Annotated in this window: 28 protein-coding genes; 9 read left to right on the forward strand and 19 right to left on the reverse strand. The window is 31.1% G+C overall.

Translation table 11 applies throughout. The annotated features are described in order from the left end of the window. Positions 1 to 24: 24 nt before the first annotated feature. Positions 25 to 753: an NYN domain-containing protein gene (locus QBK95_RS09330; protein ID WP_280932921.1), complete on the reverse strand. Its 729-nt coding sequence runs from the start codon at positions 751 to 753 to the stop codon at positions 25 to 27. Positions 754 to 811: 58 nt separating this feature from the next. Between QBK95_RS09330 and QBK95_RS09335 the strand changes: the two genes are divergently transcribed. The 3 genes from QBK95_RS09335 (at position 812) to QBK95_RS09345 (ending at position 2,941) form a co-directional block, all read left to right on the forward strand. After that, on the forward strand, positions 812 to 1,555 hold the full coding sequence (locus tag QBK95_RS09335; RefSeq protein WP_280932923.1) for a YqjF family protein: 744 nt from the start codon (positions 812 to 814) through the stop codon (positions 1,553 to 1,555). Between the two features lie 9 nt (positions 1,556 to 1,564). Continuing rightward, positions 1,565 to 2,221 carry a VOC family protein gene (locus tag QBK95_RS09340; protein WP_280932925.1) on the forward strand — a complete coding sequence of 219 codons (657 nt, stop codon included), beginning with the start codon at positions 1,565 to 1,567 and terminating at the stop codon, positions 2,219 to 2,221. Between the two features lie 210 nt (positions 2,222 to 2,431). Then, entirely contained in the window at positions 2,432 to 2,941 is a 510-nt protein-coding gene (locus QBK95_RS09345) for a porin family protein (protein WP_280932927.1), read from the forward strand. Between the two features lie 50 nt (positions 2,942 to 2,991). Here QBK95_RS09345 and QBK95_RS09350 read toward each other — a convergent pair whose 3' ends face one another. Then, the gene (locus tag QBK95_RS09350) at positions 2,992 to 4,221 is read right to left on the reverse strand and encodes a DEAD/DEAH box helicase (protein ID WP_280932929.1); all 1,230 of its coding nucleotides are present in this window, start codon (positions 4,219 to 4,221) and stop codon (positions 2,992 to 2,994) included. 177 nt (positions 4,222 to 4,398) lie between these two features. Between QBK95_RS09350 and QBK95_RS09355 the strand changes: the two genes are divergently transcribed. From QBK95_RS09355 to QBK95_RS09380, 6 genes are all read left to right on the forward strand, one after another. Next, the gene (locus QBK95_RS09355) at positions 4,399 to 4,821 is read left to right on the forward strand and encodes an RDD family protein (protein ID WP_280932930.1); all 423 of its coding nucleotides are present in this window, start codon (positions 4,399 to 4,401) and stop codon (positions 4,819 to 4,821) included. Positions 4,822 to 4,886: 65 nt separating this feature from the next. Next, positions 4,887 to 6,812: a vWA domain-containing protein gene (locus QBK95_RS09360; RefSeq protein WP_280932932.1), complete on the forward strand. Its 1,926-nt coding sequence runs from the start codon at positions 4,887 to 4,889 to the stop codon at positions 6,810 to 6,812. After that, on the forward strand, positions 6,809 to 8,062 hold the full coding sequence (locus tag QBK95_RS09365) for a dihydroorotase (protein WP_280932935.1): 1,254 nt from the start codon (positions 6,809 to 6,811) through the stop codon (positions 8,060 to 8,062). The genes QBK95_RS09360 and QBK95_RS09365 overlap by 4 nt, the downstream gene beginning before the upstream one ends. Positions 8,063 to 8,138: 76 nt before the next feature. Further along, entirely contained in the window at positions 8,139 to 8,468 is a 330-nt protein-coding gene (locus tag QBK95_RS09370) for a magnetosome magnetite crystal formation protein family (protein ID WP_280932937.1), read from the forward strand. 180 nt (positions 8,469 to 8,648) lie between these two features. Then, the gene (locus QBK95_RS09375; protein ID WP_280932939.1) at positions 8,649 to 8,786 is read left to right on the forward strand and encodes a hypothetical protein; all 138 of its coding nucleotides are present in this window, start codon (positions 8,649 to 8,651) and stop codon (positions 8,784 to 8,786) included. 43 nt (positions 8,787 to 8,829) lie between these two features. Further along, a complete protein-coding gene (locus QBK95_RS09380; protein ID WP_280932941.1) occupies positions 8,830 to 9,165 on the forward strand; it encodes a hypothetical protein in 336 nt (111 codons plus the stop codon). Positions 9,166 to 9,360: 195 nt separating this feature from the next. Here QBK95_RS09380 and QBK95_RS09385 read toward each other — a convergent pair whose 3' ends face one another. The 17 genes from QBK95_RS09385 to traM form a co-directional block, all read right to left on the reverse strand. Beyond that, positions 9,361 to 9,516: a hypothetical protein gene (locus QBK95_RS09385; RefSeq protein WP_280932944.1), complete on the reverse strand. Its 156-nt coding sequence runs from the start codon at positions 9,514 to 9,516 to the stop codon at positions 9,361 to 9,363. A gap of 91 nt (positions 9,517 to 9,607) precedes the next feature. Further along, complete coding sequence (locus tag QBK95_RS09390) at positions 9,608 to 10,156, reverse strand: hypothetical protein (RefSeq protein ID WP_280932947.1); 549 nt, start codon at positions 10,154 to 10,156, stop codon at positions 9,608 to 9,610. Positions 10,157 to 10,240: 84 nt separating this feature from the next. Beyond that, on the reverse strand, positions 10,241 to 11,461 hold the full coding sequence (locus QBK95_RS09395; protein WP_280932949.1) for a hypothetical protein: 1,221 nt from the start codon (positions 11,459 to 11,461) through the stop codon (positions 10,241 to 10,243). Positions 11,462 to 11,560: 99 nt separating this feature from the next. After that, positions 11,561 to 12,688 (reverse strand): hypothetical protein, encoded by a 1,128-nt coding sequence (locus QBK95_RS09400; protein ID WP_280932951.1) that lies wholly within the window; start codon positions 12,686 to 12,688, stop codon positions 11,561 to 11,563. Between the two features lie 35 nt (positions 12,689 to 12,723). Further along, positions 12,724 to 13,173, reverse strand: coding sequence for a PH domain-containing protein (locus tag QBK95_RS09405; protein ID WP_280932953.1), 450 nt, complete (start codon positions 13,171 to 13,173; stop codon positions 12,724 to 12,726). Positions 13,174 to 13,185: 12 nt separating this feature from the next. Next, a complete protein-coding gene (locus QBK95_RS09410; RefSeq protein WP_280932955.1) occupies positions 13,186 to 15,333 on the reverse strand; it encodes a hypothetical protein in 2,148 nt (715 codons plus the stop codon). Between the two features lie 159 nt (positions 15,334 to 15,492). Further along, positions 15,493 to 16,011 carry a hypothetical protein gene (locus QBK95_RS09415; RefSeq protein WP_280932959.1) on the reverse strand — a complete coding sequence of 173 codons (519 nt, stop codon included), beginning with the start codon at positions 16,009 to 16,011 and terminating at the stop codon, positions 15,493 to 15,495. 331 nt (positions 16,012 to 16,342) lie between these two features. Next, positions 16,343 to 16,639 (reverse strand): hypothetical protein, encoded by a 297-nt coding sequence (locus tag QBK95_RS09420; protein WP_280932961.1) that lies wholly within the window; start codon positions 16,637 to 16,639, stop codon positions 16,343 to 16,345. 164 nt (positions 16,640 to 16,803) lie between these two features. Next, the gene (locus QBK95_RS09425) at positions 16,804 to 17,106 is read right to left on the reverse strand and encodes a hypothetical protein (RefSeq protein WP_280932963.1); all 303 of its coding nucleotides are present in this window, start codon (positions 17,104 to 17,106) and stop codon (positions 16,804 to 16,806) included. Between the two features lie 23 nt (positions 17,107 to 17,129). After that, entirely contained in the window at positions 17,130 to 18,011 is an 882-nt protein-coding gene (locus QBK95_RS09430; protein ID WP_280932965.1) for a hypothetical protein, read from the reverse strand. Positions 18,012 to 18,025: 14 nt separating this feature from the next. Next, positions 18,026 to 18,595 (reverse strand): hypothetical protein, encoded by a 570-nt coding sequence (locus QBK95_RS09435; RefSeq protein WP_280932967.1) that lies wholly within the window; start codon positions 18,593 to 18,595, stop codon positions 18,026 to 18,028. Further along, positions 18,582 to 19,088, reverse strand: a complete 507-nt coding sequence (locus tag QBK95_RS09440; RefSeq protein WP_280932969.1) for a hypothetical protein — start codon at positions 19,086 to 19,088, stop codon at positions 18,582 to 18,584. The genes QBK95_RS09435 and QBK95_RS09440 overlap by 14 nt, the downstream gene beginning before the upstream one ends. Positions 19,089 to 19,484: 396 nt before the next feature. Beyond that, on the reverse strand, positions 19,485 to 20,033 hold the full coding sequence (locus QBK95_RS09445; protein ID WP_280932971.1) for a hypothetical protein: 549 nt from the start codon (positions 20,031 to 20,033) through the stop codon (positions 19,485 to 19,487). Between the two features lie 46 nt (positions 20,034 to 20,079). Then, complete coding sequence (locus tag QBK95_RS09450; protein ID WP_280932973.1) at positions 20,080 to 20,694, reverse strand: hypothetical protein; 615 nt, start codon at positions 20,692 to 20,694, stop codon at positions 20,080 to 20,082. 246 nt (positions 20,695 to 20,940) lie between these two features. Then, a complete protein-coding gene (locus QBK95_RS09455; protein ID WP_280932974.1) occupies positions 20,941 to 21,816 on the reverse strand; it encodes a DUF4138 domain-containing protein in 876 nt (291 codons plus the stop codon). 19 nt (positions 21,817 to 21,835) lie between these two features. Then, positions 21,836 to 24,178, reverse strand: coding sequence for a TraG family conjugative transposon ATPase (locus QBK95_RS09460; protein ID WP_280932976.1), 2,343 nt, complete (start codon positions 24,176 to 24,178; stop codon positions 21,836 to 21,838). 61 nt (positions 24,179 to 24,239) lie between these two features. Further along, positions 24,240 to 25,340 (reverse strand): conjugative transposon protein TraM, encoded by a 1,101-nt coding sequence (traM, locus tag QBK95_RS09465; RefSeq protein ID WP_280932979.1) that lies wholly within the window; start codon positions 25,338 to 25,340, stop codon positions 24,240 to 24,242. Positions 25,341 to 25,348 lie beyond the last annotated feature (8 nt).

The following is a 25,348-nucleotide window of genomic DNA, read 5'->3' on the forward strand; positions in this document are numbered from 1 at the left end:
ATACTTCTTAAACCTTATGACAAATCATTTATTCCGAACATAGACCAATTTAAACTTTCTGTTGTTTTGATCTCGCTGTTCGATCTCAAACTGCTTTAACGATTTAAATAAAGGCGTCAGTTTTTCGAATCCAAAGTTTCTGGAATCAAAGTTAGGTTGTTTCTTAAGAATAAGAGAACCAACATCTCCCATAAAAGCCCATCCATCTTCATCTGCAGCATCGGATACAGAATTTCGAAGCAATCGCATCACTTTAGGAGTTATTTTATCTAAGTTAACCTTCTCAGATGTAGCTTTTCCATCCTGCTTCTCTGTATCTTTCTTTAATATTTCTAGATAAATAAACTTATCACAAGCTACAATAAACGGATCTGGAGTTTTCTTTTCGCCAATTCCGTAAACTACCACTCCAGCTTCTCGTAATCTTGTAGCTAATTTAGTAAAATCACTATCAGATGAAACCAAACAAAATCCATTCACTTTTTCTGAATATAAAATATCCATTGCATCAATGATCATAGCAGAATCCGTAGCGTTCTTACCAGTTGTATAACTATACTGTTGTATAGGATTGATTGCATTTTCTAAAAGTATATTCTTCCATTTTGCCAAGTACGGTTTTGTCCAGTCACCATAAATTCTTTTAACGGTAGGAGTCCCATATTTGGTAATCTCTTCCATCATTTCCTTTATATATTTTGAAGGTATATTGTCACCATCAATAAGGACGGCTAATTTTGTATCTTTAATCATAATTTTTAAAGATACATAAAATAAGATAGCTAAAAAGTATATAATCCTTGCCTATTTCATGAGTGTTAAGAAAATTTTAGAACAAACAAATCATCGTCCATGGATATTACCAAAAGAAGATTGGAAATTTTATCAGGAATGGAATAATGCTATTTTTTTGCATTGGAAGGTAACACTTAATGAATTACAAAAATTTGTTCCAAAACAGTTAGAAATAGATTTGTTTGAAGGAGAACCTTGGGTTTCTTTAGTTGCTTTTTCTATGGAAAAAATTAGGCCTAAACATCTACCATATTTTCCTCCAATTTCTAATTTTTATGAAATTAACATAAGAACCTATATCAAATCAAAAGAAAAAACTGGTGTTTATTTCCTGAGTATTGAAGGAGGAAAACGACTTTCATGTTTTATTGCAAAAAAGCTTTCTGAACTTCCTTACCGATATTCTAATATGACAAGAAGCGAGCAGATCTATACCTCTATGAATAATGCGTATAGTGATCGGTTTCATATCAAATTCAATATAGAAGATAATGTAAAACATAAGTCAGATCTCGAGAATTGGTTAACTGAAAGATATGCACTGTTTCAAGATGCTAATAATACTATCAATACCTACGAAATTCATCATCCCGAATGGTCTTTACGATCTCTAAAAATTAAAGATTTAACTGTTGATTATCCTCGATTTCAAAATTTACTAAAAAACCAACCTGATAAAATTGGATATTCAGAAGGAGTAAAAGTAATTGCCTGGGAAAAACAAAAAAGTAAGCTAGAAGATTATAAAACATACAACTAATAGTATCCCGTGGAAATTAAATCTCTTAAAATATACGCTAAGCATATTGAAGCTCAAAAAGTTTTTTACAGAGATATATTAGGATTTACATACCAAACAACATCTAACGGTTTTAAAATTGATACCCAGGAAAACTCATTATACTTTCAAAAATCATCGCTTGACACGTATTATCATTTTGCTTTTTTAATACCAACTGGCGCGATACATCAAGCTATCTTATTTTTAGAAAATAAAAACATAACACTGCTACCATATCGCAACAAAAAAATCATTCAGTTTGATCACGGTAAAGCAATTTATTTTTATGATAAAGATCATAATATAGTAGAATTTATAGAACGTCCTTTATTAGATTACCCTTCTAATAATACATTCTCTATTGAACAAGTAATCAAGCTTAATGAAATTGGTTTACCTCATAAGGATCCTCTTTTAATGGCTAATACTCTTATTAAAGATTACGGAATAAACCCTATCAATAAAAATATAATGAGCGAAAAGTTTTGTTGGGTTGGAGATCATAATGGTGTAATTATCGTAACAAAAGAAGGTAGAAATTGGCTCCCAACAAATAAACCAGGAATTATAAATGATTTCACGATCCATTATGAAGATGAAGGGAAAATATACAGCTTATCATTTGATCAAAATAGAATTAAATAAAGCATCAATTATTCGTTTTTCCTTTTAAAATGTACAAAAAATTGTTTTTTATCCGAAAAAACAAAGTTTTCGTCGATCCTTTCTATTATTGAGATCACATCATTATTAGCCTATAAAAACAGTATGAATTCTGGGATTTAATGAGAGAATTTAACTTTTATTAATATTTAAGTTTCTATATTTGATTTGAACAAACAATTAATTAGACTCATGAAAAAACTATTTTTATTAGCCATTGTGCTTATCGGTTTTACAACAATTTCTAATGCCCAAAGTTTTGATTTTGGTATTAAAGGAGGTGTGAATTTTGCTAATATAGATTCTAGGTTTGATACTGATGCCAGAACAGGTTTCCATATTGGTGCAGTAGCTACCGTTGGAATAGGAAGTAAATTTGCAATTCAACCAGAAGTTTTATACTCTGCACAAGGTACTGATGATTTAAAGGTTGATTATATAAATGTTCCAATTCTTGTTAAATATAAGTTCCTAAAGTTTTTGAGCTTCGAAGCAGGACCACAATTTGGTATCGCAGTAAATGACGATTATGAGATTGGTGAACCTGAAACCTTCGATTTAAGTGCTGCTGTTGGAGCAGGTGTAAAATTCGGGAAATTCTTTTCACAGCTTAGATACAATTATGGTTTTACAGATGTTCGAGATGGCGTTGGAAGTCAAAACAGAACTTTCCAGCTTTCTGTAGGATACTACATCTTCTAAATAGAATAACATAAAGTTATAAAAAAGCGGAAGTACAACTTCCGCTTTTTTTATGATCTATTACGTCTTCTATTCTTATTTCTATTATTACGTCTAGGTTTTCCTTGTTGATCCTTCTTTGGTTTGGCAGCGTTATAATCAAAAACGAAACTAGGCTCAAAACCTTCAATTATTTCTTTAGGTAATTTAAACCCTAATAACTTCTCGATTCCTTTCACATAACTAACTTCTTCCTGAGAAACTAACGAGATAGCTTCTCCACTTGCTCCTGCCCTTCCTGTTCGACCAATTCTATGCACATAATCTTCGGAAACATTAGGTAATTCATAATTGATTACATGAGGTAATAAAGGAATATCAAGTCCACGTGCAGCAATATCTGTAGCAACTAATACTCTAATTTTATTTTGTTTAAACCCACTCAATGCCTTGGTTCGTGCACCTTGACTTTTATTGCCATGAATTGCAGCCGATGTAATTCCATTTTTAACCAATTTTTCACTAAGACGATTTGCGCCATGCTTTGTTCTTGTAAAAATCAAGACCTGTTTCCAGTTACCTTCAGAGATTAGCTTGATAACGACAGCTGTTTTCTTAGCTTTGTCAATCTTATACATCTTTTGATCAACTTTTTCAGCAGTCGTATTCTCTGGTGCAGCCTCTACCGATATTGGGTGATGCAAAATACCATTGGCTAATTTTTTGATTTCTTTAGAAAATGTAGCCGAGAATAATAGGTTCTGTCTTTTTTGAGGTAATAATGCTAAGATTTTATTAATATCTCTCTGAAACCCCATATCAAGCATTCGATCTGCCTCGTCTAATACTAAAACCTCTGTTTTTGCCAGAGAAAGTGCTCTTTGATTATGTAGGTCTAATAGACGCCCTGGAGTTGCTACTAATATATCTACTCCTTGCCTTAATGTTTTGATTTGAGGGTTTGCATTCACTCCTCCAAAAATCACCATTGATCTGATATCTACAAATTCGCTATATGCTCTCACGTTTTCTAATATCTGAGCTGCTAATTCTCTTGTAGGAGTTAATATCAAAGCTCGTATGGGTCTTTTTCTAAAACGCTGTCCTTGTGATAATATTTGCAGTATCGGTAAGGTAAATCCTGCTGTTTTACCTGTTCCTGTTTGAGCAGATGCTAACACATCTTTTCTTTCTAAAATTGGTGGTATTGCTTTTTCCTGAATTGGAGAAGGAACTGTATATCCTTTCTTGTCGATAGCTTTTAATAAAGCATCGGATAATCCTAATGAATTAAATGACATATATATTGTTTAAGAAACAACAATTTTTATTTAATTAATGCCATTTCTGAATAAAGCGCAAATGTACGTCTATTTTTTTTGGACTAACTATCACTTCATTATTCTCACAATAATTAAAATTTTATAAAATATCTGTTCTTTGAAGAAATGTTATGTAAATTTATAAAAACTACTATTATGTCTCAACCAAAATATCCAGGGCTTTTTGATAGAATAAAAGCGATCATTATTGATTCTATAGTTTTGATAATTTTTATGATCATTATTACTGATATATTTTCCTCATTAGATAATGTCTCAGATAATGCTAGAATAATTGCTTTTCTATTCATATTTCTACTTTATGATCCTATTTGTACCAGTTTTTTTGGAGGAACTATTGGCCATAATCTTATAGGGATTAGAATAAGACAAGAAAACAATCCAGAAAAGAATATTTTATTTTCAGTAGCGCTTTTTAGATATCTTGTCAAAGCATTATTAGGCTGGATCTCTTTGTTTTCTGTAATGAATAATGAAAAACGACAAGCGATACATGATTTTATGGCAAAATCGGTAGTTGTATATAAAGAACAGATAAAAGAACAATGTACTCCCTAAAAATTAGTTAACCCAAAACCGTCAATACCAAATCTTATAGTATATTTGACAAACGTTAATCAAGAATGCAATTTAAACACCCAGAATTTCTTTATGCTTTACTTGCACTTGTTATTCCTATTATAGTTCACTTATTTCAATTAAGACGTTTTCAGAAAGTAGCTTTTACTAATGTTCAATTCTTAAAAGCTGTAACCATACAAACCCGTAAAAGTTCGCAAATAAAAAAGTGGTTAACACTGCTTGCAAGACTATTAGCGTTAGCTGCAATAATTATTGCTTTTGCGCAACCGTTTCTAGCTTCAGAAGAGATTGTTGGTAAGAAAAGTGAAACTGTAATTTATTTGGATAATTCTTTTAGTATGCAAACTAAAGGCTCTAAAGGTCCTTTATTACAACGAGCCGTTCAGGAGTTATTGGCTGCTTTGCCCGAAGATGAACCTTTCTCTATTTTTACTAATACAGAAACCTTTAAAGAAGTCAGTAAAAAAGATATTCAAAATGATTTGCTACAGTTATCCTATACTTCAAATCAAATACCATATAATGCAGCATATCTTAAAGGTAAGCAGCTACTAGGTAACTCTCCAGAGACTATAAAACGTGTGATAATGGTTTCTGATTTTCAACAAAAAGAAGACATTTTTGATCTTCCATTAGATTCTGAAACCAAGACAAATCTGGTGCAATTAAAGCCTGTTACTCGTCAAAACATTGCTATTGACAGTCTCTTTTTACAGCGTAATGCAGATAACGAATTAGTCCTTAATGCACTACTTAGTAATACAGATTCTAATGCAGAAAATATTTCTATTGCATTATACAATGATGATAAATTGATTGCTAAGACTTCTACTTCTATTCCTAAAAATGGTACCGCAAGTACCCAATTTAGAATTGATGAAAACACCAAGATCAATGGACGTGTTGTACTGGAAGATCTTGCATTGACTTTTGATAATTCGAGATATTTCACAATCAATACTCCTGCAAAAATAAAAGTAGTAGCTATTAATGAAGAAGATGATCGCTTTGTTAAAAACATTTATACATCAGATGAGTTTTCTTTGATCAGTAGCGCATTAGATGCTCTTAATTATAACGATATCAGTGATGCAAATTTGGTTTTACTAAATGAAATAAAACAAATTCCTGTTTCCTTGATTAATACTCTAAAATCTTTCTCTGATCAAGGTGGTACTATCTGTTTTATTCCTGCAGAAGATGGCAATTTAAACTCTTATCAACAATTAATAAGTAATTTCTCTACAACAGGGTTATTATCAAAAAAAACTCAAGAAAAAAAAGTCACTGGCATCAACTTTTCACATCCATTATATAGAGGAGTTTTTGACAAACAAATTACTAATTTTCAATACCCAAAGGTAAATTCATATTATAAAACTAATGTCGATTATAATATATTATCTTTTGAAGATAATGATCCTTTTTTATACAAGACAAATTCATTGTATGTGTTCACAGCATCTATAAGTAGTAATAACTCTAATTTCAAGAACTCTCCGTTGATTGTTCCTACTTTATACAATATCGGAAAACAAAGTTTGCAACATTCTGATATATCTTATACTATCGGACAAGCTAACACATACGATGTTCCAATATCTTTAGGTAAAGATGGAATATTATCTTTGGAATCTGATAAAGAAAGTGTAATCCCATTACAACAAAGTTTTGCCACCAAAGTACGAATTACAACAGATGAAGTTCCTGTGAGTGCAGGTATTTATGCACTAAAAGATAAAGAAAACATCATTCAGAATGTGAGTTACAATTATAATACTTCAGAAAGTGATTTAGAATATTATAACCTTACAACCACAGGAGAGTATGAAGTTAATGATTCTGTTGCAACACTATTCGAACAGATAAAAGAAGAGACCAGTATTCATGAAATCTGGAAATGGTTTATTATTTTTGCATTGTTTTTTCTCTTAATTGAAATCCTATTATTAAAATATCTAAAATGAACTTTGTATTAAAGGCTGCAACCGTTATTGATCCTTCATCACCCTTTCATAATCAAACGGTTGATATCCTAATCGAAAATGGTATCATAACTGATATTGATGCTTTAATTGATACAAAAGATGGTGTTGAAGAAGTTAAATTAGATACACTGCACGTATCACAAGGATGGTTTGATAGTAGTGTAAGTTTTGGAGAACCTGGTTATGAAGAGCGCGAAACTATTATTCACGGATTGACTGTAGCTGCTAAATCTGGTTTTACAAATATTGCTTTAAACCCTAATACCTTACCAATTACGGATACGAGCGCATCCGTAGGTTTTTTAATGGGAAAAGCAATGAATAATGCGGTCAATTTACATCCTATTGGTGCTTTAACAACCAAATCAGAAGGAGTAGATTTAGCTGAATTATATGATATGCAGCAAGCAGGAGCCATTGCTTTTGGAGATTATAAAAAAGCCATTAGAAACCCTAACTTACTCAAAATCGCATTATTATACGCTCAAAATTTTAATGGATTGGTACTCTCTTTTCCTCAGGATAATAGTATCGCTGGAAAAGGAATGGTAAATGAAGAAGAACAAAGTACATTATTAGGTCTTAAAGGAATTCCTGCATTGGCAGAAGAATTGCAAATTTCCAGAGATATTTATTTATTAGAATATACTGGAGGAAAATTACATATCCCTACAATATCAACTGCTAAATCAGTGGCATTAGTTAGAGAGGCAAAAGCCAAAGGATTACAAGTAACTTGTAGTGTCGCTTTGCATAATATCGCGTTAACTGATAAATCGTTAGAAACATTCGATACTAATTATAAAGTATTACCTCCGCTAAGAACACAAAATGACGTAGAGGCATTGCTTGAGGGAATCGAAGATGGAACAATTGATATGATCACGAGTGATCATAGACCTATGGATGTAGAACATAAAAAGGTAGAATTTGATAATGCTAAATATGGTAGTATTGGCTTAGAAAGTTCTTTTGGGGTATTAAATAATATTATAAGTACAGAAAAAGCAGTAGCATTGCTTACTCAGGGAAAATCAATATTTGGAATCGAAGATATTCCTGTTGCGAAAGGAAATAAGGCAAATTTATCTTTATTTATCCCTAAAGGTAATGATACCTTTACTGAAGAACATATACTATCAACTTCTAAAAATAGTGCTTTGTTAGGGAAAGTTACAAAAGGAAAGGTGTATGGAATTATTTCTAATGGAAAGGTAATACTTAAGTAGTTTTATCAAAATCATAACTTTTGATATTAACAGATAGATTTATAAAAAAACGCTCACAAAACAAAATACATCAATCATGCAATCAGATTACGCAAAACAAGGAAAAACCTCAGCAATTATTGCTTACATTACTATCGTAGGTACTATTATTGCTTTTTTTATGAATCAGGATCAAAAAAACACTTTTGCCAGTTTTCATATAAGACAGGGCTTAGGGATAAACATTAGTTTTTACTTATTAGGAGCACTGGTAAGTATGTTTGATTCTTGGTTGATTTCTTCTTCTTTTTATGTTTTTATATTTGTCCTTTGGGTATTCGGTTTGATCACTGCCATAAGAGAAGAACAGAAAACAGTGCCTATTATTGGACCTTATTTTCAGGACTGGTTCACTTTTATAAAATAGTTTCTGCTCAAAAAAACTATCCGAAATACTTCGTAACATATCAAACTAGTTTTATTAAGAATTAAAGTTAAAAAAACAGTTATTTCCTCATACCCATCAGTTATTACTTCTCATTAAAAACTTAGTGATATATATACTAGCTTTAAAGTAATAGTATGTGTAACCATTAAAAAAACTATTATGAAAGTAATTAAATTTAAAAAAAACAAAAAACGTATCACATTGATTATCAATACTGAACGAATACGAAAGTTCTTTATTTCTCTCCCAAAAGCAAGCTCTGGAGCAATCCATGGAAACAACGGATCTTCATATTAACAACACAATAGCTAGAAAATTATTGATACAAAATTACTCAATTATGGTACGTTTAAAAAACTACTTAATATTGCCTCTTGTCCTTCTAGTTCTATCTGCTTGTAATACTTCTAAAGTACCTATAAGTTTAGTTAAAAGAGAAGTAAATATGATCCCAAACAGAATAATTGGATGGGAATATTATGTAGAATTAATCAATGGTAATATTAAATCAGAAACAATCTACAATTCTAATAAATTATCACAGGAAGATACCCTTGAAAAGGCAATAGAAGCCATACAAGTGTACGCACTACACGATAGTTTAATTAAGAGAAAAGTGTTGAAGCCTATTCTGGAGCTTCCTAATGGAAAAAATAAAGCAATTAGCTCATTTTAAATATTATGCAGAATTATTTATAATTTTAAGAATTTATAGATCCTCAAACATTTTACCGTAATATCAAAATCATAGCGCTAGCAAGTTGTTTTGCTAGCGCTATGATTTTGATATTATTACTAAGTAAATTAGCTTTTATATTATTTTTCGTCTATTCTTATTTCTTTTCTTTATAAATGATCTTTAGGTTGGAAATCAATTTCCTTCATTACAGATTTCTGGTGTAGATGTGCTCGCTTCTTTATTTTTAATATTTTCTATGTCACTAATAATTTTATGAAACAGTTCATTACTGGATAATTGGTAGTAATATTCAGAGGGTGATTCTTCAATACATATTTCTTTATCCATTATAATGTCTTCTTTATGATTCATGAAATATCTAAAGACAAATACCAGTATGAAAATTTCAATTATATATTTTAGCACTTTAGTCATCGTACTATTTTGAACACCTGCTTGCAACAAAAGAACCATTAAGAAAGCTATTATCATCTCCGTAAGCAATCAATTTTCCTGCAACTTCATCCTTATTTACATGAGTGACCTCTATTAATGCGCATTGAGCTGTTAACTTTCTATATTTATTTCCCATTTTATTAATAAAAACAAAGCTTTTCATACGAAGTTTTTCAGAGAAGTTTGTTGAATATATTCCTTTCTGTAAAGGAGCTTCGATATTCCCTGAGCTCCAGTATGCACTGACTCCAGGAGCATATTTAACGTCATTACATAGGTCTAGTGGAGCTCTACTAAAAAACGAGAATCTATAAGATTTTCCTTTTTTAGTATTAATTTCTTCAACATAACTCTCTTCTAAAGTGAAGTTTTTGACGAAAATTTTTCCATATACCTCATCATCATCAATCGATTCAGCACATAAATCTTTTTCTATAGTACTTGATTTAGTTTTATTAGCTGCATATGAAGTAATAATTATGGAAGCACTTAGCAGCATAATCATTAAAAAACTATGTTTTAGGTTTTTCATTTTCTATAAATTATCAAAGATTCTTTGACAACAGTTTCAAGTTTTAGAACATCTATTGAGAAAAAAATTATTCTTCAAATTGATCTACACTTTAATCCCTTTATTTTTTGTCTTGGATGTTTTAACCTCTTTATCCTTTACCGATGTACTAGCAGTGTTATTTCCAGATGGATTCAAGGAATTTTTAGGGTTTTTAAATGCTTCTAAGGTTACTTTCCCAGATGTATCCATTTTTCCTTTTATAATCGTCTTTGCTGCTACTAAAGGTTTATCAAGTGTGACCTCTCCTTTCTTATCTACACTTCCAGTAGCCAGAGATATAGCTTCTGTCTTTACTGCTGATGCTATTTGAGTATCTTGATCTTGCGACTGATTATTAGTTTTTGATTCTCCAAGATATCTTTCTTTAATACTCTGTGCTAATTCACCGAAAGTAAGCGCCTTCTTACCTGTATCAAAGGCTAGAACCTCATCTTCTTTTTTAAAAGCTCCAGGCACCACGCCTAAGGTTACTACTACAGGAGTTTTGGTAACGTCTGATAAGGTGTCTTTAGCTTTAGAAGCTATTTTACCAACCAAAGGCTTTCCTTCTATAGGTTTTAAAACACCTAAAACCTTATCCCCAACTTCTTTTATTTTTTCTTTTCGAGCTACGCTATTTTTTCGAGATTCTAACTGTTTTTGTTGTGCTGCTTTTTTGGCTTCGGCTGGATCGAGATTATTCGATTTACCCGAATCTTTATTTAATAATTCTGATACCGTACTAGCAACATTCTTAAGTACATCAAGTTTTGGATATTTCTGTTCTAACCCCATCACTTCTGGTTTCTCTTTTGTACCAAAAACTTTCTTGATCTCTGGAGAATTAGCAATTTTTTCAAGAATTTTACCAGCTTCAGGATTCATTTGATCCTGTATTTGACTGATAGTTTTCTGTGTTAATGGTAATCTTGCTTTTAAAATTATATCTGTTAATTGTTTTTTTATAAACTCTTTTTCATTAATTAAAGGTGATTTCTTTCCATCAGCTATCTTCACACTAACATTCATCTTTTCTCCCATATGATCAGCGCCAGAAACGAATTTAACATCTTTTTTTTCGGCTAGATAATCCAATACTTCTTCTAAATCACCTTTTATTTTATAGGTTACTCCTTGCAAAGGTATTTCGATACCAGTTCCTGTAGGTGATTGGGTTAACTTTTCTGATTCTATTAAAACTGGAGGTGTGGAAAGTTTATGTTGTGCTCCTCTAGCTACATTGTTATTTTCTTTATATTCCCAAGCTTCAAATCCTTGTTCCATTGTATATCTGTATTAGTTATTATTACTTTTTGTGTTTTACTCTTTACCATAAACATCTAATAATCCATATCTATGATTAAAATGAAAGGTTCCTTTTAGCTAAATCTTTACTCCTTTCACATTAGTCTGAGATGCTTTTATGTTTTTATTTTCTACAGGAATATTGGTGGTGTTTTTCGTTGATTGATTCAACTCATTTTTTGGCTTTGCAAATGCATCAAGAGTGACTTTCCCATTTTTATCAATACTTCCTGTTGCTAATGTTTTTGTTCTTGTCTGTACTTTCTGAGCTTCTACTACCATTTGCATTAATTGGTTTTTATGAGCATAGGGATATTGTTTTTTTGAATCCAGCAATCCTTGATTTCTTTGTAATTTCTTTTCACTGGTTTGATATTGTAAATTAGTTGTTCCCTTTTTTTGATCAGCAGTTAACATTTCTGTTCTTTCGACTCTATGGGTTGCATCGATTTTTTTATTCAATACTTCTTTGGCTATTTGTTCTGCTAGCTGCCCAAAGGTCATCGTAGTATTTTCTCCTTGAATATAGGCTGTGTTAGATTGCTCATTAGGATTGGTATATGGGTTTATCTCCACGATAATTGGATTACTAGTTAGTTCATTAATAATACCTCCGATTATAGGCAACTTTCTAGCTGCATCAACTCCATTACCAATAGATTCCAAAAGTTTATCCAATTTTTCAATTCCTTGCTTTGGTTCCGAATTTATAGCATCTACCAGATCCTCTCCTTCTTTTTTACTTAAAATCTCTAACGCTGGTTTTACAACTCCTATCACACTCTGAGTAGTAGTAATGATTTCAACTGATTTTTGCACAGCTTTTACTGGAATTTTGGAGGTTACGGCGGTTATTCCTCCTACTGCTTCTTCGGCAAGGGTTTCGGTTGCTTTTTTTAACGCACCTAATACGGCTTGTTGAGGAGTTCCAACCTGTATTCCAGGTTCACTAATAGAAGCAGCAATATTATCCTGCATATTATTTGATGCTCCTTCTATTGTAGAAGCTACAAGTTTCACATCTTTATTTTCTTTTAGGAAATCTAGAACATCTCTTGTGTCTCCTTCTAATCTATAGGTACGTTTACCTACCTCAATTGTAGGAGACTTACGTTTATGAACCACATCTGGATGCGGAATCATTATTCTATCATTCTTAAGTGATGTTTCTGTAACATACCCATGTTTAGTATCTTCTGCTGCCATAATTATTGGGTTATAAAGTTTTACTGTTTACTATATTATTTAAAATCTACTTCACGAACTCCTTTTACATCTCTTCTTCTATCAACAGCTTGTCGTAATTGTTCTTTAAGTTCTTTTCCTGACGCTATCCCTTTTATTTTTAATAATGCATTAGAGTGATCTGTAGTGTCCAAAACAATATTAGAAAGTCCTAGAATCCTGAGGAAAAAAGGTTGTTCGTGCTTTAAATCTTTTACTCGATATAATTCTAATTCGTCGGTAGTTCTTGATAAAATGCCTCTATATTCTATTACTCTTTGATTTGTAATCTCTAGTTTATTGAGTTTCGTATCATAATATTTCCATAAAGCCAATAGCAGTCCTACCCCAAAAGCTAAGGTTAATGGAACACATAGGATATAAAAGGGTAGATTTACCCATTGAGATGGTGTTCCTGTCCAAATCATTTTTTCTTCTGTAGTTTGATTTATAGTTGTATTCATCATATCTAAGTGGTTTTAATGCCTAAACACACTAAGTAGGCCTTCTTTTTCTGATTTACTCTTTAGTTCTTCCAATTCTCTAAATATTTTATTTTGTATGGCAACATATTTTTCACGAATTTGTTCTGAAATCCCACGATTAGGTTTAAAATAGCCACCTCGATTGTACGGGGAACTTCTATCATAGGAAAATATTACTTGGTTTACTGTGTTTAATGCATCTTGCAAATAACTCACTGTTTCTTCACATTTTTTTTTCTTAAAAGGCGATAAATAAGATCCACATGCATTCCTATACACGAAAAATGGAAGGGTTCCTGCATCCATATCAAATGCATTTCTATCTAAATTTTCCATTACCGTTGTTGCTCCTACTGTTGCAAACTTTTTAGCAGATTCAAAACTTTTATTTCTGTACTCCTGAATCTGATCTTTTTCTGCTGCTCTTATAAACATTCCAGCAGGATCATAGTATCCTAAACCAGGTGTTTTCATTGCATCTATTCCTGCTTTAACAAGAGATTTTCCCATATCGGCTATCCCTGCAATATCATACCATTTTTTCTTGTTGTCTGATCTCTTTTTATGACCATGTTCATCTCGTTCATTATTCTCAAATTCTCTAACATTATAATCTCTTTCTTCTACATTTGGTAATATAATATCTGCTGTTTCACCTACTAGAAAGCCTAAATCAGTCAATGTTTCTGTTTGTTCTGTTAAGGAAAAAACAGTTCCTGTTTCTGGTATATATCCCTCTATTGTAGGTTCTTCTGGTAAACCAACTGTAATATCATCATCATCTGGAATAGGGTCATTAGGAATTTCTGGTTGTGGTGGTGGTGGTGGCAATTCTATATATAATTTAGGATGATCTTCATTCCATTGTTCGATGAATTCTCGTGTTTCAAAACAGGTTCTGTCTCTCCATCCTACTGGAAATACCCAAACATGTCTTTTCCCATATGGGTTCCCATATTTTCCATCTCTCTCTTCTGAAGCTAGTCTAGTTTCACCTGCTGGTATTTTTATCTGTTTACAAGGATTATTTCGGTTCCAGGTATATATATCTTTATATTCTATATACTTTCCTCTATAATTATCATTACTAGCTCCGCAATTGTTATTTTTCACATCCCATTCAGGAATTCCATCTAAATTAGCATCTGCATATTCGTATGGGTTTTTATAAAGACTAAATCTGAAATGGTCAATAGTTTTATATTCTATTTCTCCTGCACAAAAATTTACCGCATCGGGATCTGGAACATCATCAAAAGGGTCTTGTTCGTCTTCATCTTCATCTTCTTCATGTTTGTCATAGATTATAAAAGCATCAAACAAAACTTGTTCGTCTTTTAAAGATTCCATAACATTCGTATCTCTATTGATTCCCCATTTCGCGCCAACAAACTCAGTTCCATCCATCCAGGTTTTTATATTGCTAGAATGGCTCAATATTACAGAACCTGATAATAAATTTCGGATTACTATCTGATATCTCGCTGATTCTCCATATTCTATTTTTTCGGTAACACTTACCCAGTTTCCTTTAAAAAAAGCTAAATCTGCACTGGTTAATACTATTTGATTATCTAACTCATCAGTATATTGTACTTCTATTACATCTAGCGTATCTTGCTTTGTTGCAGTTAATGTTATTAATGGTTTTTCTTCGTTAGATTCAAGAACAGAAATTAACTGATGTACATGTGCAAAGCTTTCTGATGGTTGAAAATCTTCTGGGAGCTTAAAGTTCCATCTATATTCTATAGTTTCTTCTAGCGTACCTAAGAGATTATCAGGTGCTTGATCATATGTTTTTATTTCGGTCCGTTGTATATCAGAATTATGACTACATCCAAGGTTATCTGCTGTTGCATGAATTAAAAAGCTAAAAACATGATGATCTAATACTTCGTCAAATACTTGTTCTATATGCTTACCACTAGCACTATGACTGGTGCATTCATCTGTTTTATCTGGTGCGTCAATTGGATCACCTCCTTCAGATAATGCAGTCGATATTAATGTATACAAGTTAGAATTTGGAGCTTCTGCAGCAAGAAACACGGTTTCGACAACAAGCTCAGAATCAGGATCCACCTGTGCGTTGCATACCATACTAAAAAGTACTATTGCAACTAGTATTAACTGTTTCATGATGTAATTTTTTAATTGAATTAATGCATCAGACAAACTGGGAACATATCATTTGATCCCAATATATTTACTGAAACCTAACGGAAATCAGTATCTCAATTTAGTGTGGTGTATATTTATACGTTTTGAATGTAGCTGTGAGATATAATACACATATATCTACTGTTTCAGGTCTTTAAATCTTGGTATATAATTTTCTATTAATAATCCATGTGGGTTATTCTCTGTTCTGGATACATTATATATATCAAAAAAAGATTTAAAAGAATTCAGTGTTTTAGATTTTTGATCCGTTCGATTTACTATTAACTTTCCATACACTTCTGCTTTATAGGGAAGTACTTGATCATCTACCTTAACAGAATCAATTTCTAGTTTTTGAACCAAATTTTGAGATTCTACTTTGGCATAATGTCCTTGTGCTTTTAATGATAAGTATAATTGTTTTCCTGAATCTCCAATAAGGTAAAATGATTTATTAGATTTTTTTTCATAGTTAAACTGATCAATGTTCCAAAATAGTTCATGAAATCTTCTTACATGACTTACAATTTCAGGTCTACGATATGTATCTATCTCACTCACGTTTACACCTGTAGCAAATGCAGCTGCACCATCCTCAGAAAGCACAAATGCTCTATCTCTAAAGCTTATACTTACCATAAATGCCCAGATCATACTACTTGATATTGATATTATACATACGATTAGGCAAATCATTAATGACCTTTTTGCGAGTATAAAGCTGGATGGTATATCTTTTAATGTTTTTAAATCCATGATATATAATGCTTATATATTTGTTTTAATACTTGATTGTTCTACTGATTAAGTAATATTGTTTCACTAAACCTAAGCAAGTCTAGCTTAACTATGTGAGCTTAGGCTTAGTCAACAACATTTCCAAAATATAATAGAAGAAACATACTGGTAATCTGTATATGTTATAGAATTACATCTATATACATTACCTTTTTATTATTATTGATCATTTTTGAATGATCTATTCTTATGGAAGAAGAAAAACGGTTGCAATCACATCTACCAGACCAAATATTGCTAAACCAATTACGAATTTTACAAAATTCTTCTGAGCGGCATCATTTCCTTGCATATATTGTAAGAAAACTATAAAACCACCTACGATAGCGAATGCACCCACACCAATATTTAGTACTGTTTTTAGGTTATCACTCCATCCTGTCATTCTGGTTTCTATATCACCTACCTGAGCCATGGCATCTGCCATACTTAAAAAGATAAATGATACTGCTAATAACAAGTTTTTAGATCTTAGATTTTTCATAAAAAATAATTTATTAAGGTTAATTAAAAAAAGTTCTTTGCGTGCTGTTGATTTAATTTCAATTGTTTTCATAGTTTAAATTTTATAAGTGTTATGTGAAAATTGTTTATTGTTACTATTATTTGGTCATCAAAAAACATCTAGCTCAGTTATTGTATTCTTTTTTAATCACTATCCGATTTTCTTTTAACATTCATAACCAAGCCTTTAATTTTTTGATTGATTCTTATACATTTAACACCTGATTGATATTGTATAAAGGTTAAGAACTCTCCTTCTCCAGGAAATTTTAATTCAATCTGTACGTATGGAAATACTATTAACGGTATTATTAGTGCGACCAAAAAATTAGCAATCGCAGCGAATAAAAAAAGGATCCCTCCAACAACAATCACAACTGCTATTTTAATATCAAACCCTGCTACACTGGGCTTTTTTTCTAGTACTTTAGGTGGTCTAAATTCCATGTTATAAAATTTTTTATTACTATTTATTTTTTCTTTTTGCTACTACTTCCTCCCATTTTTCTCATCGCTTTATATGCAGATCTTCCATCTGTCACCGCTCCTTTTGCTGTAGCATATGCAGCACCTACCGAAGATTCTCCTTGTCCGGCAACTAGCATTTTTGCATACTTCGGTACTTCTAATAGTGCAAAAATCATTACAATCTGAACTGCAATAGAAAAGACTGGATTATCAAAAATATCTGCGGTTGGGTTACAAATTGAAATCACAAATAAGATTAAATGGATAATAGGTATCCAAAGTAACACCGACAAAAACCCAAAAAACCATTGGCTAAGTGTTTGCTCATTACCCACAATAAGTGAAAATGGTAATACCAAAGCTCCTAATAGAAGGTATATTGTTTTCATGATCAGTTGTCTAAATAATACATAGGCAACAATCACAGTGGATGTAAAATAGATAATCAGATGTATTAATTCTAACAGCGGGTTTACTTGAAGTATATCGAAAATACCGCCACCATCTATTCCTCCAGTGGATTGTATATGTTCTATTGCACTTTGAGCATTTGTTTGATATGCTCCACTTACAGAATTAGCTGCTTCCTTAACCATGTCTGACACTATATCTACTGGTGTGATCAACAATAGATTAACTAGGTCTTCGTACAGTACAATCGCTCCTAGTGTTAATACTGGTCTTACTAAAGTAGCTGGACTAATTCTTTCGTCTGGTTTTAAAAAACTGATCACAATTTTATGAGCTACATAAATTAGCATAATAGCACCTCCCAAACGAGATGAGTATGGCAAAAGTTCACCCACAAAACTATTAACGTCTGCAATAATTGTGGTTCCCAAACCATCAATAAAACCTTGTAAATCTGTAACAGGAGCTTGCATAGTTTATCTTTTACTTAGAAAATATTATTGAGAGTTATACTATTCTTCACATCTTTGGATATCTTTTTTACACGAGCATTAACTTCTAACAATCGTATCAACATTTTCATTGATGCAGTTGCATTATATCCAGGTCCTCCACTTGTAGCTAAACCTAAAACAAAACCTAATCGTTCATCTTCTATCTCATCCAGATACTTTTCCTCTAATGCTATAGCACTTCTATATCGCCGTAATCCATGTCTTAATTTGACGGTGCCAATCATTGGAGTAAGATCAGCTTTGACATTGTTAATCACTGTTCTAGTTTCTAGTACAATTAAGTGTGGCATTGCGGTCATTACAGAACCTGTTAAGTTAGCTCTGGCACCTCGTTTGGAGTTATATTCACTTTCTAAATCTGCTAAATCTTTCAATAGATCCACCTGTTTCTTTTTGTAAACAAGTTCAGCTACTAAAGTTGCAGCAAGAGCTACTTTTTGCCCAAACACTACATCATCTTGTATATGCCATGATTGCGCTCTAAGAGGTAATAAAACCAACAATAACAAGGCTAACAGTATTATTTTTTTAATATTCCTCATGCTCAGTTGCTATATTGATTACTTTTTCTAATAAGGCAAGGGTTAGATATACTCTTTTGCCTTCTGTCATATAATTTCTATTGGTGAGGTAATCTTGTAGTTTTCCTCTTTCGGCTTGAAACTTTTTAGTAAATCTTGCTTGGATTACAGTGTTTCTAATTGGGTTAGAGTAACTCCATATCGGATACTTGGATTGAATATGTCTAAAACTTCTAACGGTAATAAAATTTTCTAATATCCCTTGTTTTGCTTTAAAAATTGGATTGATTATATACAGTTCTCTATTTTGTTCTGTCATTAATTTTTTAACATCGCGAGACACTAATTTTTCTGCAGTCGTATGTGCTGTTAAATTGGTGCTATGTTTAGCAATATGTCTATAAGAGTTTCTGGACCAAACATCATTAAGAGCTACATTAAATCTAATTACTGTCTGTGCTGTACCTAACATATTAAAGCCTATCAATACAGATATAACCACTAATCTTTTCATAAAATATTTTTTAAAATTATTCTGCATTTTGTCTTAATCTTACTCTAATTTACTGTCAAAGAGTATCATTAACTAACGTAAAGTAATAAGTGGTTTAGATTAAATAATAAGTGGTAATTGAAGATATATAATGATGAAAAATAACCTGTTCCTTATATAAAATGATCTATTTAATTGGCAAGTGTATATAGCTTATATATCATAGGATACTTTGTTAATAATGCGCTATTACTGAAATTTTACTTGTACTCATATATTGATATTTTCTTTACTATATATTTTACAAATGACTTGTATTACTAGTTATTACAACTCATTTTAGTACTAAAAAAAGGATCTAACTAAAAAGTTAGATCCTACTTTAATTGCAATATGTAATTTGACGATTTGTATAATTTAATTCACTAATTTATTTAATAGTTTACCTTCATCTATTTTAGAATCTATTTGATCCATTAGACGGTTAATTTTATCCAATGATCTCATAAAGTTTTGATACATATTCATCTTTTCTCCATAGACACCATAATGCTTCAATTTTTTCTCAAACTTTTGAGTGATATTATTCAAGCTTGCTTCAACAATATATAAATCTTTACTATTTTGTTTTTTTCTGGAATAGCTAAAAACGGTTAATGCATTATTATTCGTTTCAAGAATTAATCTTCTTGCCCTTGCATCGATTAGTTTATTTTTTACGTGCTGAACATAAGAATCTCCTGGAGCAAAATATCGAATATCGAATTTAGGAATTGCTCTGGTACTGTAACTATCTTTAAACTCTTCCATTTCTCGCTTGATATTATCTTCTTCTCTTGATAATAAAGCATACTCTGCAGTCAGTGCTACTGAAGCAGCATTAGAAAGTGCATCAATTGCTGGTAACTGTGCAAAAATGCACTGAGAAGAAACAATAATTGATAATGATATTATTAGATTTTTCATTTGTATATACTTTACTTTGATGATACCATCTCTTATTATATTTTGTTTAGAAAAAGATCTCAATTTTTTTAATTTCACTTAGAATATCAACATCGCCAGCGATAATACCCGCTGCGATTGTAACTCCTAATAAGGAGCGTAATTCTCTATCATTTTCAGAAAACTTCCTCAATAATTCTGCTCTTAATCTATAAATCTCTTGCCTATTATCTGATCTTACCGTTGGATTGGTTCGACTAAAAACATCGGTACCTACAATTGATCCTAATACTCCACCTCGTACTAAATTTATTTGATCTATATATTCTTTTTTATTCTTAGTCATATACATTGCATTGGGACTATTTGATATAACGGTACTAATCCCTGCCATAACACTGCTAGCAAATGCAGTTTTTAAATAATCATTTCTTGCTTTATTATCAAAAGTATTATTTCGATAATATCGATCTAACATAGTACGTAAATGTTTTTTTGAGCTACTGAGGTCATCGTTAATAAATTTTAATTCTGCTGCTCTTGTTGCAGCTGTAGCATTCATAATTCCCATCTGTGTTCGGGTTCGTCTATCGGTATTAGAGAGCCAAAAATGTATCCATTGTCCATAACTAAATTCTGTACCTATTGCTAATAGAATAATTAAAACTATTTTCTGCTTCATGACATTTAATTTTATCGTTTACCAGGATATTTTTTTATTTCTTGTAATATTCGGCTGCTTTTTTTGGCCTTGTTTTTTTTCCTGTTTCTGTCTTAAATCTATTTTCTCTGTCATTGATATCTGTTGTTGCTTTGGTTTAAGATTCGTAGGAATTTTACTTTTTATCATTGGGGTAGTGAAAGCTTTTACTATGTCCTTATTAAATTTCATATCCTTAAGATTACTAAATAGTTTATTATTATATCTCTAGTTAGTAGCAAGTACTACTTTAGGCGTCAGTAATTTTTTTCTTGGTATAGCAATTGTACTAGATCTGCCTCCATTTTTTTCAAAAACATCTATAAACAATTTTTCATTATCATTAGGTGTAAACTTGTCAAAAATCAGTGTCATTCTTTCTACATCTCCACCTTTTATCAGATAATTTTTATCACAAATTTTTATAGGACTTATAATTCTTTCTTGATATATATAATCTGAAGTAATTTTTTTATTCAATTTTAATCGAATCAAAATGTTATCTACATCAAAATCGATGGTAGCTTCATTTTTTATATCTAATCGGATAGCAATATGATCTTCTTGATAGAAAATACCTGATATTTTTAGCCTTAAATTATCTCTTTCTTTGGTTAAAATAATATTGGATTTTGCCGAGTTAAAATCTGCACAGAGCTTATCTATTTTATTAGTTTTTTCCTGTTTCTGAGTGTAGCTTGATTTTATACTATTTATATTTTCTTTGCTATCTCCAATACGATAAGAATGTATATTCGTATCCCGCATATATCTTAATGGAATCGAATAAAATGTGCCTCCATTAGTAATTACGGTTAAATTAGATCTAGTGCTAATTTCACCTAAATCTAATCCTTCTCCTATATGTTTTAGTTTAACAATAGGTTGAATCGTATCTGCTATAAAATAAGGTGAACCGATGTCAATGTATTTAATATTTTCATTAAATATCAAATGAGTTGTATTCACATCAGATACGTATAAGTTATCCTGATTTTTAAGTGCTTTAATTATATTATTATGTTTCTTTTTTAGGTTCATTGATCTTTGGGCATATCCAAAACAGGAGAATAAAAGCCCTAATGTTATCAGTACATATTTCATTTTTTTCTTATTTTAAAAATTATTTTTCAACGAATTGTTTTAGAGCAACTTCCATATTATTATTCTTTTTATAATCATCGAAAATAATCTTGTTTTCGTCTGCATTAGATGAATAGCAAGCGTAACGCTCTGGAGAGACTTTTACTTTATAAACATTTGAGGAATTACCGACTTTTATATATACTTCTCGTTTATTTGTAGAGAACAATTTCTCAAGATCAGATTCGCTAAACGATAAGTATTTTGCAAATTTATCTTTAGACGCCATTTTCTTTTTATGGGAAAGCAGAATCATTGTATCGGTATTATTGATCATTGCTGGTCCAGCTACAGTCTCCAAAATATCCTCTACATCTTGTGTCGCAATCGCTACTTCTCCATAAAACTTTCTTACTGTTTTATACAAGTATTTTATGAATTCTGCCATTTCTCCTTTAGAAATTGGTTTCCAACACTCATCAATAAAGATTGATTTTTTCACACTTGGCATCAACCTAATTTTGTTCATTATTACATCAATACATAGCATTGTTACTAATGGGAATAATATTGGATGATCTTTAATATTATCCATCTCAAAAACTATAAAACGCTCCTGTACTAAATCTATAGGTTGTCGTGAATTAAGAATTTTGCTATACTTTCCATCATGAAAATCTTGTATCGATAATCTAAAACTCATCTTATCGAAATATTTAGATTCATCATCTAGTACTTGATTATTATTTACGAAATCGAAGAATGTTGACATGCAAGGAAATATGTCTGGGTTTTTCTCTATATTTTCATAATATAAATCGATGTATAATCCTATAATCTGTTTCTCTTCTCTTAGATAAGGGTCATCTCCTTTCCATAAGAAAATAATCAACGAAATCAGGAACACTTTTTTATCGATTGATATTTCGGCTCCATTTAAGTAAAAAGGATTAAACTCCAACGGATTATCAATTTCGTATGTAAAATATTGACCTTTTACTAGTTGACATAGTTTCTTATAAGAATTACCAATATCGATCATTACAATATGATGACCTTGTTCATAATATTGACTAGCAATATGATTAATCAGAAAAGATTTTCCTGTACCTGATGGGCCGAAAATAAGTCGATTACGATTTACAATAAGTCCTCGTTTAACAGGATCGTCCCATAAATCCAGGCGAATTGGTGATTCATTTTTACGATCACAAAATAAAATTCCGCTTTTATTACTATCATAATAGCTTTCAAAATTCATCAAAGTAGGACACTGCTCTGAAACCCCTATAAATCGATAATTTTCAGGTATCAAAGCTGTAGCTCCTGGACAATTATTTATATAAATATCTTTGATTGAATATTTTACCTGATATGGTGTAATACCTAATTCTCTGAAAGAGTTTTCTAATTGATTACGATTATCTTCTAATTTTTCTAAGGTATTGTTCCAGATAATTACACTGTAATGTTGTGTGACAAAATTTAGTTCTTTCTCAATAACTTCTTCAACTAAATCATTGATCTGACCGTAGGTTATTTCATTTTCTTTAGAGAGAATCGATAAACTTTTAAATTGTTTTAGTTTGGTTTTTAGTTTATTAAAAATAGCATCGGATTTATCTATATATATCACCTGATTATAAATATGATTACAATCCAAACCAATAGAGATTGGTTGAATAAAAGGAATCTGAAAATTAGTTTTGGGTGTTGAAAAATCAGTATGTTTTATGGTACTTTCTATGTTGATTGGTAACTGATCATTTGAAGAAATTGAATATATTTCTCCCACTTTATCACCAACTTGTAATTTTTTATTCATAAAAACATCTTTCAATACACCTGTTGGTTCTGGAGATAAAGAAAAATATTTATCGATTACATCCAATATTTCGTCACTATCTAATCGTTTTACAGAAAAATATCCTTCTTTAGTCAGATACGAAACCGTTCTTCCTACTCTACTTATAAATTCATCAATATCCTGAAGATATTTTTCGAACATTTTTTGATTCGTATTAAAGGTTGCCTTTTTTTTAGAATCCTTGGTAATGATTAAATAACACTCATGCTTTAAGGTAGGTTTTTCATAAAAAAATTGATTATCACTCCTTGATAACATATTATCACCATCTGCAATTTTTTCTTTTATTTTATTGACAAAGAAATAATCTTGTTTTTGGACGATTGTCTCTTCTGGTAGTGATCTGATTACTTTATCAAACAATTCATTTATTTGATTTATAGCATTCTCATCCAAAGAATATATCTGCGGCAACTGTAGTTTATACACTACGCTGATATCTCCTTTTTTAGAAATCAATAAGTCATTGTCTACAGTATATATTGGAAATATTTTATCTATTGATTCGCTCTTCATATCAATCTTTTTTACAACAGTTATTACTTGTTTACTTTATAATTTATTTCTCGTCAATAAATCATAAGCCTGAATCTGTATCTACATTAATCCAAATGTTATATTTTCTTGGCATGAGTACTCTACGTTTTTTAAATAACTCATCAGATACTTCTTTTGCAGCCGATAATATGGCAGCATCTTTTACTTCATCAAGATTTATAGAGGTGTCTTCTCCTCCAAAAGTGCTTCCTTGGGTTCCTTTACGATATGCATATTTATAGATATCATTGGCTACTTTTGATGGTATCTTCGTCCAACTTCTATTGCTAAGATGTACTCCTTCTCTTCCATCAAAATCAAATACTTTTAAATCCAGTTCGAAAAGTTGATTATTAGCTTTGTAACTAACAATATCGATTGTCAACCTCTCTGGCCCTCCAAAAGAAGCTTTCCCATATACAATCGAATTTTTTGGTATAATAATTCCTAAATCTTTAAGTACTAATTGTTTCTTAGTTCTAATAGCAATAGTACTCCCCTGAATTATTAATCCTTGATCTACTGTTTCTGCTGGAATTAAATCTCTAACAAAGTCGTTCTCAGAAAAACTTCCAGCTCCAAAAAAACCATTATTATTAAGAAAGGCATTGCTTAATCTACTTGATGCTATTTGAGATTCTTGGGAATTTTGGTTTGGTGTATCCTGAATATTTGTTGTGGTGGTGGTTTTAGTATTATTCGCATCTTCTGATACTAGCTTACGTTCTTCTTCTATTTGTTTTTGCATCTCCAAAATCATCATTAACTCTTGATCCATTTGATTTTTTTGGGAGTTTGCCACTTTCTTCCGATTGTTTTTTTTAGTATCCTTGCCTGTTAATTTCCCTATATTCTGTTTTATACTGTCTTTAGGTTCTTCTGATTTTTTGAGTTCTTCTGATTCTTCAGAACTAAAAGGATCTATCATATTTTCAGGCTCGTCCTCTTTATCATACTTTTGTTTTTTTGTAGAATATTCTAACTCGTTCTCATCCACTTCTGGCATTGATATAGATACTATATTAAGACTTTGATCTTCTTCATCTGCATCATTAAACACCATGAATTTTATCATAAAAACTAATGCTAATGAGAATAATCCTGCTACTACTCCTACAATTATTTTTTTCTTCTTATCCATTATTTTTA

Origin of the sequence: Aquimarina mycalae, from assembly GCF_029906345.1 — a bacterium.
Taxonomy (GTDB): domain Bacteria; phylum Bacteroidota; class Bacteroidia; order Flavobacteriales; family Flavobacteriaceae; genus Aquimarina.

Excerpts from the sequence above, each read along its gene's own strand:
- QBK95_RS09370 (WP_280932937.1), top strand. The coding sequence starts at position 8,139 with ATGCAATCAGATTACGCAAAACAAGGAAAAACCTCAGCAATTATTGCT.
- QBK95_RS09365 (WP_280932935.1), top strand. The coding sequence starts at position 6,809 with ATGAACTTTGTATTAAAGGCTGCAACCGTTATTGATCCTTCATCACCC.
- QBK95_RS09380 (WP_280932941.1), top strand. The coding sequence starts at position 8,830 with ATGGTACGTTTAAAAAACTACTTAATATTGCCTCTTGTCCTTCTAGTT.
- QBK95_RS09445 (WP_280932971.1), bottom strand. The coding sequence starts at position 20,033 with ATGAAAAATCTAATAATATCATTATCAATTATTGTTTCTTCTCAGTGC.
- QBK95_RS09450 (WP_280932973.1), bottom strand. The coding sequence starts at position 20,694 with ATGAAGCAGAAAATAGTTTTAATTATTCTATTAGCAATAGGTACAGAA.
- QBK95_RS09390 (WP_280932947.1), bottom strand. The coding sequence starts at position 10,156 with ATGAAAAACCTAAAACATAGTTTTTTAATGATTATGCTGCTAAGTGCT.
- QBK95_RS09440 (WP_280932969.1), bottom strand. The coding sequence starts at position 19,088 with ATGAAAAGATTAGTGGTTATATCTGTATTGATAGGCTTTAATATGTTA.
- QBK95_RS09360 (WP_280932932.1), top strand. The coding sequence starts at position 4,887 with ATGCAATTTAAACACCCAGAATTTCTTTATGCTTTACTTGCACTTGTT.
- traM (WP_280932979.1), bottom strand. The coding sequence starts at position 25,340 with ATGGATAAGAAGAAAAAAATAATTGTAGGAGTAGTAGCAGGATTATTC.
- QBK95_RS09375 (WP_280932939.1), top strand. The coding sequence starts at position 8,649 with ATGAAAGTAATTAAATTTAAAAAAAACAAAAAACGTATCACATTGATT.
- QBK95_RS09415 (WP_280932959.1), bottom strand. The coding sequence starts at position 16,011 with ATGATCTGGGCATTTATGGTAAGTATAAGCTTTAGAGATAGAGCATTT.
- QBK95_RS09435 (WP_280932967.1), bottom strand. The coding sequence starts at position 18,595 with ATGAGGAATATTAAAAAAATAATACTGTTAGCCTTGTTATTGTTGGTT.
- QBK95_RS09455 (WP_280932974.1), bottom strand. The coding sequence starts at position 21,816 with ATGAAATATGTACTGATAACATTAGGGCTTTTATTCTCCTGTTTTGGA.
- QBK95_RS09460 (WP_280932976.1), bottom strand. The coding sequence starts at position 24,178 with ATGAAGAGCGAATCAATAGATAAAATATTTCCAATATATACTGTAGAC.
- QBK95_RS09425 (WP_280932963.1), bottom strand. The coding sequence starts at position 17,106 with ATGGAATTTAGACCACCTAAAGTACTAGAAAAAAAGCCCAGTGTAGCA.
- QBK95_RS09405 (WP_280932953.1), bottom strand. The coding sequence starts at position 13,173 with ATGATGAATACAACTATAAATCAAACTACAGAAGAAAAAATGATTTGG.
- QBK95_RS09430 (WP_280932965.1), bottom strand. The coding sequence starts at position 18,011 with ATGCAAGCTCCTGTTACAGATTTACAAGGTTTTATTGATGGTTTGGGA.
- QBK95_RS09410 (WP_280932955.1), bottom strand. The coding sequence starts at position 15,333 with ATGAAACAGTTAATACTAGTTGCAATAGTACTTTTTAGTATGGTATGC.
- QBK95_RS09345 (WP_280932927.1), top strand. The coding sequence starts at position 2,432 with ATGAAAAAACTATTTTTATTAGCCATTGTGCTTATCGGTTTTACAACA.
- QBK95_RS09385 (WP_280932944.1), bottom strand. The coding sequence starts at position 9,516 with ATGGATAAAGAAATATGTATTGAAGAATCACCCTCTGAATATTACTAC.
- QBK95_RS09420 (WP_280932961.1), bottom strand. The coding sequence starts at position 16,639 with ATGAAAAATCTAAGATCTAAAAACTTGTTATTAGCAGTATCATTTATC.
- QBK95_RS09330 (WP_280932921.1), bottom strand. The coding sequence starts at position 753 with ATGATTAAAGATACAAAATTAGCCGTCCTTATTGATGGTGACAATATA.
- QBK95_RS09350 (WP_280932929.1), bottom strand. The coding sequence starts at position 4,221 with ATGTCATTTAATTCATTAGGATTATCCGATGCTTTATTAAAAGCTATC.
- QBK95_RS09395 (WP_280932949.1), bottom strand. The coding sequence starts at position 11,461 with ATGGAACAAGGATTTGAAGCTTGGGAATATAAAGAAAATAACAATGTA.
- QBK95_RS09355 (WP_280932930.1), top strand. The coding sequence starts at position 4,399 with ATGTCTCAACCAAAATATCCAGGGCTTTTTGATAGAATAAAAGCGATC.
- QBK95_RS09400 (WP_280932951.1), bottom strand. The coding sequence starts at position 12,688 with ATGGCAGCAGAAGATACTAAACATGGGTATGTTACAGAAACATCACTT.
- QBK95_RS09335 (WP_280932923.1), top strand. The coding sequence starts at position 812 with ATGAGTGTTAAGAAAATTTTAGAACAAACAAATCATCGTCCATGGATA.